An 8,978-nucleotide genomic window follows, 5' to 3' on the forward strand; every position below is an offset into this window, starting at 1 on the left:
CGGCCGGGTAGCTCCGGGCCGGTCTGGACGATCGTGCTCGCGGGTGGCGGCGGCACCCGCTTCGGCGGACCGAAGCAGTTCTTCGACCTTGGCGGCGAGCCGCTGCTCGCCCACCCGGTCGCGGCGGCCCGCGCGGCCAGCGACGGCATCGTCGTGGTCGTACCCGCGGGAACGGCCGCGAGCTGGTCGCCGCTGCCCGGCGTCCGGCAGGTGACCGGCGGCGCCACCCGGGCCGAGTCGGTCCGGGCCGGCCTCGCCGCCGTGCCCGCGGACGCCGGCATCATCGTGATCACCGATGCCGCTCATCCGCTGGCCACCGCCGCCCTCTACCGGCGCGTCGTCGACGAGGTCCGGGCCGGGGCCGATGCCGCCGTGCCCGGCCTGCCACTCACCGAAGTCGTCAAAGAGGTCCGAGTCGCCGAGGAGATCCGGGTCACCGAGGAGATCCGAGTCACCGAGGAGATCCGAGTCACCGAGGAGATCCGGTCTACGGGTGGGATCGGTCCCGCCCCCAGGCTGGTCGCGGGGGCATCGCTGCCGCGAGAGACCCATCGCCTGGTGCAGACACCGCACGCGTTCCGGGCCGATCTGCTGCGCTCCGTGCACGCAGGCGCCCGCGAGGCCGTGGAGGACTCGGCGATGGTCGCCGAGGCCGGCGGCCTGGTCGTCGTCGTACCGGGCGAACCCGCCAACATCCATGTCACGACGCCGGACGAACTCGCCATGGCCCGGCTGCTGATCACCCACGTCCGCTCCGAGGGGGAATCCGATGAGTTCGGTACTGGTCGAGTCCACGCTGTCCGATGACGAGCGACGGGCCAAGCTCTACCAGGGCGACCTGTTCGTCTATGCACCCAGGCCGGCGACCCGCGAGTTCGTCGAGTTCAGCCGCGCGCTGATCCGGGAGGCGTTCGGCAGCCTCGACCCGGAGACGGCGCAGTACCACATGCCCGTCGAGGAGTACGCCGCCCTGCTCGGGGAGCTCAAGCCGCGGTTCATCCACCATCCGACCTGCAAGGAGCTGCTGCCGGCGATCCTCGCCGAGCATGGCGCCGACCCGTCGAAGACCTACTTCGACGTGCCGCGGCTGCGGACCTCGACGTCGGATGACTACCTGACCTCCGGTATCGCCTACGCCTTCCATCCGCACCGCGACACCTGGTACTCGGCGCCGTTCTGCCAGCTCAACTGGTGGATGCCGATCTTCGACATCGTCCCGGAGAACGGTCTGGCCTTCCACCCCCGCTACTTCGGCCAGGGCGTGAAGAACGGCTCCCGCGAGTACGACTACTACGAGTGGAATGCCAAGAGCCGGGCGGACGCGGCGAAGCACATCAAGTCGGACACCCGCAAGCAGCCCAAGCCGGAGGAGGAGGTGGAGATCTTCCCGCAGACCCGGGTGGTCGCGCCGTCCGGCGGCATGCTGATCTTCTCCGCGGCGCAGTTGCACTCCTCGGTCCCGAACGACTCCGGGCGCACCCGGTTCAGCATGGACTTCCGCACGGTGCACTTCGACGACGTCATCAATCACGTCGGGGCGCCGAACGTCGACTCCGAGTGCACCGGCACCACGATGCGGGACTATCTGCGCGGCACCGACCTCACCCGCATCCCCGAGGACGTCTGCCTCAGCTACGACACCGCGCCCCCGCGGGAGGACGCCGTGCTGGTGTTCTCGCAGGCGTCGAACGCGTGACGGCCAGGCCCGCGGGCGGCCCGGCATCTCCGGGCGACTTGGCATCCCCGGGCGGCCCGGCGACGGACGCGGTGGCGCTCGCCGGGCATGTCGCCGTCGTGACGGGGGCGTCCAGCGGCATCGGCCGCGCCACCGCGCTGCGCCTCGCCGCGGACGGCGCCACCGTCTTCGCTCTCGGCCGTGACCAGGCCCGCCTCGACAGCCTCGGCAAGGAGGCGACCGGGCCGGGCGCGCTGCTGCCGGTCCGGCTCGACCTGACCGCCGACGCGGCCGTCACCGACTTCGTCGCCGAGGTAACCGCCCGTCACGGCCGGGTCGACCACCTGGTGCACAGCGCCGGGGCCTACGCCAGCGCCCGGGTGGACGCGGCGTCGCTGGCCGACCTGGACGCGCAGTACCTCGCGAACGTCCGGGCGCCCTACGCGCTGACCCAGCGGCTGCTGCCCGCGCTACGGGTCGCGGGGGCCGGCGGCGGCGCCGACATCATCATCATCAACTCCACCCAGGGCGTTCGCGCGGGAGCGGGAGCAGGTCAGTTCGCCGCGACCCAGCACGCCATGCGCGGCTTCGCCGACAGCCTGCGCCAGGAGATCAACGCCGACGGGATCCGGGTCGCCACGATCCACCTGGGCCGCACGGCCACCCCGCGCCAGGAGACGATCTACGCGCGGGAGGGCCGGGAGTACGCGCCGGCGCTGCTCATCCAGGCCGACGACGTCGCCGACCTCGTCGAGTACCTGATCCGGCTGCCCCCCACCGCCGAGATCACCGAACTCCACCTGCGCCCGGCGAAGAAGAGCTACTAGGGCCGAAGAGGGCTCGGTAGCGCTGGGCGGCCCGGGGGTTGCTCGGGGGGTCGACCAGCGAGGACTGGACGTTGCCCGCATCGGTCGCGGTGAAGTACGCCTCGTAGGCGAGGTTCGCCCGGTTCGCCTGGAACAGCTCGTACATCTTCTGGACGTAGAACGGGTTGTCCGCGCCGCCGCCCGCCGAGCGGACAACGCCCCATTCCGGCACGGCGAACTTCTTGCCGTGTTCAGCCGCGAACCGGGCGACCGTGCAGGCACCCGAGGCCATGGTGCACTGGGCGTCGAAAGTCGCCCGGGTGAAGGACGGCGGGTAGGAGTCGTAGGCGTCGACGCTGACGACGTCGACGAACGCGTCGCCGGGATAGGCCGCCCAGATGTTGTCGCCGTTGGGCATCGAGTCCCGGTGCGCCGAGATGTTCCAGTCGATGCGGACGTCGGGCGAGGTCGAGCGGATCGCGGTCACCGTCCGCTGGAAGCAGGTCCGCCAGGTGGCGGTGTCGCGCGGGTACCACCAGAACCAGTTGCCGTTGAACTCCCAGCCGAGGCGGACGTAGGCGTCCCCGCGGCCGTTGCGCACCAGCGTCCGCCCGAACGTCGCCCAGTTGGCGTCGTAGTCGCCGCGGGCGCAGGCGGCCTCGTCGCCGTCCTTCGGGAACAGCGGTTGGGCGATGGACACCTTCCCGGCGTAGGCGTTCGGGCGTAGTCCCGACAGCGGCCAGTCATCGGCGACGATCTTCCGCCAGGTGTCACGGACGGTGAACACGACGGCGATGTCGGTCCGGCGGCCGAGCCAGTGTTCCCACGCGGCCAGATCCTGGGGTGGATTGGCATTGGCGCCCGAGGTCCAGGTGACCCCGCCGACCTGTGGCGCGGGCGGACCCGCGACCCCGCCCCCGTGACTACCGTCATCGCCACCACCACGACCGAGGGCGACCAGCCCGACGGCACCGAGCACGGCCACCAGGACCATCGCGAGACCGGTGACCGCCAGGGCCCGACCGCGCCGCGACCGCGGCCTGCGCCGCCGTGTCCCGCCCGAATAGCCAGGCCCCCCGGCCCCACCCGCGCCACCAGCGCCACCCGCACCGCCGGCACCACGGGGGTCACCGGCCCTACCGGGCTGGCCGGGCTGGAGCGTCGAGCCGGACGTCTCGGGGTCCGTGGACGCGCCAGAGTCCACGGACCCCGAGGTCCGGATGCCCGGCAGCGGCATGGTACCGGTGTCGGCACCGGGCCGGCCGGGCCCGCCACCCCCCTGGATCGAGACGGCGCGGGTCGGCGAGGTGCCGCCCCGCTGCGGACCAAACCGGTCGGACGGGGGCGGACGCCCTCCCGGCTCTATGCCGGAATAGCGCACGTTACACCTCCACGCTGAGGACAGATGGTCGCCAGACGCCGGAACGACCGGACGTCATCGCGACAGCAATGCACGACCGACCCCGCCGCACAGGTACGAGAACAGGCTTCGGGCCGCGGCCGACAATGCCGCCCTGTTCGAGGAACGCGGGTCTTCACCCGCGGAGTTCCCGGGCCGGAGAACTTCTCCGACCGCGGCCGTTCGGGCGACCCAGGCCATTATTCACCCGACGGCGCCAGGTTCCCGGAAGACACCACGAGGACGACTGCAGGCGGTGACGGATAGGCGACCGTACGCCCCGAGAATGGACAGAAGACCACGGTGCGGGACGTCCGATCCGCGCCGGTTAGACTTGCCGACGATGCCGTCCACGCACGGCGCACCGGGCCGCCGTGCGGGGCCACCCGGCTATCGTCCGCAGCGTCCACCGCGCCCATCCGGCCGCGGTGCGCCCGCCGACCGAGAACGGGGGACGGGAAACCAGTGGTAACCACCACCCTCACGACCAGGATTCCGCGGTCGTGGGTGATCCCGACCCAGGAGACGGGCAGCGGCCGGACCGTCAACGACGCGACGCTGCGGCTGCTCACCGTTCTGCTGTTCTTCGAGATCTTCTTCCAGCGGATCGCCATCCCCGTCGGCGGCTCACAGGTCCAGGTGATCCTGCCGATCACCTACGTGTGCGCGGCGCTCATGGTCAGGCGGGGCGGCCTGAGCCGGAACTCGGGCCGGATGACCGGCTACCTGGTCGCGATGACGGCGTGCTCGCTGTCGGCGCTCGTCGCCTTCCTGCGGCAGAAGGACAGCACGTCCCTGACGTCGCTGATGCTGCTGCTGGCGACGTATGTCCCGTTCGTCTTCGGCCTGCGCCCCGCCGACGCCCGGGCCCTGCTGCCCCGGCTGCTCGACCGTTTCCTCATCATGATCACCGTGCTGGCCGGGCTGGCCCTGTTCCAGTTCGCGATTCAGCTCGTCGGCGTTCCGTACACCGACGTGGTCAAGGACGTCGTGCCGTCGAATCTCCTGATGCACGGCTTCAACACTTCCTACCCGGTCCAGTACGGATCGTCGCTGTACAAGTCGAACGCCTTCGTCTGTCTGGAGGCGTCGTTCTGCTCGCAGTTCCTCGGTTTCGGCATCGTGGTCTGCGTCCTGCGCAACGGCGGCTGGTGGCGGCTGCTCATGTTCGTGCTGGCGATTCTCAGCACCGTTTCCGGCACCGGTCTGCTGCTGCTGGCCTGCGCGGGCGTGCTGCTGGCCGTCCACAAGGGCGCCAAGTTCGCGTTCACCGCCCTGATCGGCGTTGGCCTCATCGCCCTGGTCATCAGCTTCACCCCGGCGTCGAGCATCTTCGCGGCCCGGGCGACGGAGACGTCCTCGTCGACCTCCAGCGGCAGCCTGCGCTTCGTCCAGCCCTACCAGCGCACCTGGGACGCGCTCGGCAGCGATCCGGCGACGGTCGTGTTCGGCTCCGGCGCGGGCTTCGCCGACCGCGACGCCGGCGAGTTCTTCCGCCGCACCGGGCTGCCGCTGAACTACGCGCTCGTGCCGAAGCTCGTCCTCGAGTACGGGGTCCTCGGCACGGTGACGTTCCTCAGCTTCATCGTGGCGATGTTCGTCCGTGGCTCCCAGTCGTTCGTGCTGTCCGGTTCGGTGCTGATCTTCTACACTGTGCTGTCCGGCGGCCTGTTGGCCCCGGTCGTCACCGGTCTGGGCCTGCTGCTCGTCGCCTGGTTCACGGTCACGCCGCAGGAGTCGCTCCGGCTGGCCGACGATCCCGGGCCACCGCCGCCGGGTCCCTCGGCCCCCGCGCAGCGCAGGTCCTTCGCGGGCATCTGACCCGCCTCGCCGGGCCCCGGCCGGGCGCCCGGCGCCGCACTGGCGACCATGGAGGTGCCCACCGGTGGACGACCTGGCGCAGAGCTGGCGAGCCGTTGACGACTATCTCGTCGACACCCTCGTCGACGAGGACGACCCGCTGCGGCAGGCCCGGGCCGCGAGCCGCGCCGCCGGGCTGCCGCCGATCGAGGTCGCGGCGAACCAGGGCGCGTTCCTGGCCCTGCTCGTCCGCCTGGTCGCCGGTCGGCGGGTGCTGGAGGTGGGCACCCTCGGCGGATATTCGACGATCTGGCTCGGTCGGGCCGTCGGGCCGACCGGCCGGGTGGTCACCCTGGAGGTCGATCCCCATCACGCCGAGGTGGCCCGGGGCAACCTGGCGCACGCCGGCCTCGGCGCCGTCGCGCAGGTCGTGCTCGGTCCCGCCGTCGACTCGCTCGACGCGCTGATCGCGGCCCGGCCCGAGCCGTTCGATCTCGTGTTCATCGACGCGGACAAGCAGAACAACGCGCGATACCTGGCCGCCGCGCTGCACCTGACCCGCCCCGGCAGCGCGATTGTGATCGACAACGTGGTGCGCCGCGGGACGGTCGTCGATCCCGACAGCGCGGACCCCGACGTCCGGGGAACCAGGGCTGTGCTCGACCTGGTCCGGGCAGAGCCGCGGCTGACGGCGACCGCGTTGCAGACCGTGGGCAGCAAGGGCTGGGACGGCTTCGTCCTCGCCCTCGTCGGCCCGCCGCAGTAGGCGCCGAAACCGTACCGACCGCACTGCAACCGGCTCGGCCGCAACGGCGGCGGCCCCGCTCCTCGTCGCGCAAGGCGAGGAGCGGGGCCGTCGTCGTTGGTCTCGGTGGAGCGCCGCCGAGGCGGCGCGGCGGGCGGCCTACCGGGCGGGGCGGGCGTAGCGGTCGGTGGCCTCCGGGTCCATGCCGCTGCGCTTGGCCGGCGGGCCTTCGCCGCCCACCGGCGAGTTCGACGTGATCGTGTCGACCGAGGAGCGGCGCTCCGGGGCGGCGTTGCCGGTCGCCCGACGGATGCCGGTCCGGCCGTCGTGGACGACGCCGACGACGCGCTCGGCGAGCGCCGGCCAGTCCCGCGGCACCTGCTCCAGCTCCTTGAGGTGCGTCTCGGTGGACGTGATGACGACGACCGCGTCGGCCTGGATCGCCGAGGCCGCGGTCATCGGCAGCTCGGCCAGCGCCGAGGTGACCAGGATGACCAGGTCGACGACGGGCGCGCGGTCGGCGAGGATCGGCGCGAGACCGCCGGGGCGCGCCGCCCGCGCGGGCGACACCCGGTTGTAGAGGATGTGCCCGCGGCCGGTGCCGGACGAGCGGGCAAGGCAGGTCGGCTCGTGCGCCCAGCGCGGCAGCTCCCCGGAGGTCGCCCGCGGCAGCCCCTCCAGCGACGCCCGCACCTCCGAGGACGGGGAGGTGTCGAGGATCAGCACGACGCCCTGGTCGTCCGACCAGGCGGCGGCCACGGAGGAGACGAGGTCGGCGGCGAGGTCCCCGCGCGACGCCGGGGTGAACGCGACGACCTTGCTGGTCGGCGACATCACCGCCGACATTGCCGAGACGAGGGTCTCGGCCGCGCTCGCGGTCGTGCGCCCCGGCTCCAGCGCCGCGATCAGCGGGACGCCGAGGGTGTCCGACGGGTTGTGCGGGTCGAGGATCGTCGGCCGGCGCTGGTACATGATCCAGATCGCGGCGATGGAACCGAGCAGGCCCACGATCACCGCGACGAGAACGTTGCGGAGCAGGTTGGGGCCACCCTGGCCGTCGGCGACCGGCGGCTCGGCCAGTTTGATCGCGGAGCTGGCCAGCACCGACCCGGTGCGGGCGTCGGCGATCTTCTGGTTCAACTGGTTGATCTGGTTGCTACGCACGGTTGCGTCGTTTGCTGCGGCCACATCGGTGCCCTGGCCGGCCGTGGCCCCCTCGTTGACAAGCTGGTCACGGAGCTTGATCAGCGCAGCCACCGAGGCCTCACTGTTGGCGCCGTAGCTCGTCAGCAGCGTGCCGTAGGCCGCCTCGGCGGACTTGACCAGGGAGTTCGCCGCCTCCTGCGACGGCCCCTTGCCCTTGATGACGAAGAAGTAGCCCTCGTCCGACGGGGAGGTGCTCAACCGGCCCGACACGTCCGACTCGGTCAGCTTGAGATCTTTCGCGATCACCGCCACGGCCGCCGAGGACTGGGCGAACTGCGCCTGGGTCTGGACGAACCGGGTGGCGTCGACCGAGTTGGCGCCCAGCGTGCCCGAGTCCGTGGAGAGGAAGACCCGCGCGCTCGACGCGTAGCTGGCGGACTGCGCCTTGGAGTAGATGGCCGACAGCGCCGCGAAGATCACAACCACGATGACGATGATCAGCAGCCGTGGCTGGATGATGCGAAACAGCGAGGGAGCGGACGGGGCCCGGCTGGTCTCGCCACCCGCCTGTGCGTTGCGGCTCATGACGTGCCCGCCTCGGACTCAGGACGGGCGGACCGGGCCCGCACGCGGATCGGAGAGCCGGCGAGCTGACGCACCGACACCTCCAGCAGGACGTGAAGCGGACTCAAAGTGGCCCCCCACAGGAGCATCCGGCCCGATTGCCGGACCACGGTCTAGATCTGACGAACCGATTTGTGAGCATAGCCGATAGCGGATAGTAAACGGTCATAGCTATGACTGGCGCCGAGATGGCGCTCAGGTGTCGCGTCTGCCACGCCGCGGGCCGGTTCCGCGACGATGACCGTCGCGCTGACCTCCCCCGGCGAGACCCCTACCGTCCACATCATCCACCGACCCGATACCGCGCTCGGATTCACCCGACTTCCGTCGCGGCGAAGGACGGTCACGATCCGTGCGGTCCGGCCGCGGTCGGGGAAGTTCCCGTCGCAACTCTTCCGGGACGTCAGACTTCCGGACTTTTGTCGGGTAATTTCCGTCCCGTCGTTTTGTGTTGGACTTACCACGCCGCGCCGAACCATCGGGCAACTCCCACCCGCCGGTCATTTCCGCCTCGTCGAACCCGCCCGCGGCCGGACGGCCGGGCGCCGGCCGTCGTCCCCCGGAAGAACGTCGGTCCTCGCGTGATCGTCCCCGTTCCGGCGACCGGCCGGCCGCGGAATCGGGATCGACGCCCCCGCGCGCCGCCCCGGCCGGCACCGACTCGGGCAGCACCGACTCGGGCAGCACCCGCTCGGGCGGCACCGGCTCGGGCGGCCTCGCCCCCCGGTCCGACCATCCAGCACGGCCGCCGCGCCCCTCCCCCGGCCGGGGCCGCCGCGACCC

The 8,978-nt window shown here is 71.7% G+C and carries 7 protein-coding genes; 5 read left to right on the top strand and 2 right to left on the bottom strand.

Translation table 11 applies throughout. The features are described 5' to 3' along the window. The 3 genes from ND748_RS18480 to ND748_RS18490 all read left to right on the top strand — a co-directional run. On the top strand, nucleotides 1-807 hold an 807-nt coding region (locus ND748_RS18480; RefSeq protein WP_251747145.1), incomplete at its 5' end, for a 2-C-methyl-D-erythritol 4-phosphate cytidylyltransferase. Beyond that, entirely contained in the window at nucleotides 770-1,696 is a 927-nt protein-coding gene (locus ND748_RS18485) for a hypothetical protein (RefSeq protein WP_251747146.1), read from the top strand. The genes ND748_RS18480 and ND748_RS18485, both read left to right, overlap by 38 nt. Beyond that, a complete protein-coding gene (locus ND748_RS18490; protein ID WP_374215967.1) occupies nucleotides 1,693-2,502 on the top strand; it encodes an SDR family oxidoreductase in 810 nt (269 codons plus the stop codon). The genes ND748_RS18485 and ND748_RS18490 overlap by 4 nt, the downstream gene beginning before the upstream one ends. Here the strand turns inward: ND748_RS18490 and ND748_RS18495 are convergent. Beyond that, nucleotides 2,462-3,475 (bottom strand): glycoside hydrolase family 26 protein, encoded by a 1,014-nt coding sequence (locus ND748_RS18495; RefSeq protein WP_251747148.1) that lies wholly within the window; start codon nucleotides 3,473-3,475, stop codon nucleotides 2,462-2,464. The two genes, ND748_RS18490 and ND748_RS18495, sit on opposite strands and share 41 nt — an antisense overlap. A gap of 912 nt (nucleotides 3,476-4,387) precedes the next feature. Here ND748_RS18495 and ND748_RS18500 point away from each other — a divergent pair. Next, complete coding sequence (locus ND748_RS18500; RefSeq protein ID WP_251747150.1) at nucleotides 4,388-5,701, top strand: hypothetical protein; 1,314 nt, start codon at nucleotides 4,388-4,390, stop codon at nucleotides 5,699-5,701. A 64-nt stretch (nucleotides 5,702-5,765) separates the two neighbouring features. Continuing rightward, entirely contained in the window at nucleotides 5,766-6,446 is a 681-nt protein-coding gene (locus ND748_RS18505) for an O-methyltransferase (RefSeq protein ID WP_251747152.1), read from the top strand. Nucleotides 6,447-6,584: 138 nt separating this feature from the next. On the opposite strand, the gene ND748_RS18510 is transcribed toward ND748_RS18505, so the two are convergent. After that, nucleotides 6,585-8,156 carry a Wzz/FepE/Etk N-terminal domain-containing protein gene (locus ND748_RS18510; protein WP_251747154.1) on the bottom strand — a complete coding sequence of 524 codons (1,572 nt, stop codon included), beginning with the start codon at nucleotides 8,154-8,156 and terminating at the stop codon, nucleotides 6,585-6,587. Nucleotides 8,157-8,978 lie beyond the last annotated feature (822 nt).

Source organism: Frankia sp. AiPs1 (assembly GCF_023716945.1).
Lineage (GTDB): Bacteria > Actinomycetota > Actinomycetes > Frankiales > Frankiaceae > Frankia.

Coding starts and splice junctions, on each gene's coding strand:
- ND748_RS18485 (WP_251747146.1), top strand. CDS start 770: ATGAGTTCGGTACTGGTCGAGTCCACGCTGTCCGATGACGAGCGACGG.
- ND748_RS18495 (WP_251747148.1), bottom strand. CDS start 3,475: ATGGTCCTGGTGGCCGTGCTCGGTGCCGTCGGGCTGGTCGCCCTCGGT.
- ND748_RS18510 (WP_251747154.1), bottom strand. CDS start 8,156: ATGAGCCGCAACGCACAGGCGGGTGGCGAGACCAGCCGGGCCCCGTCC.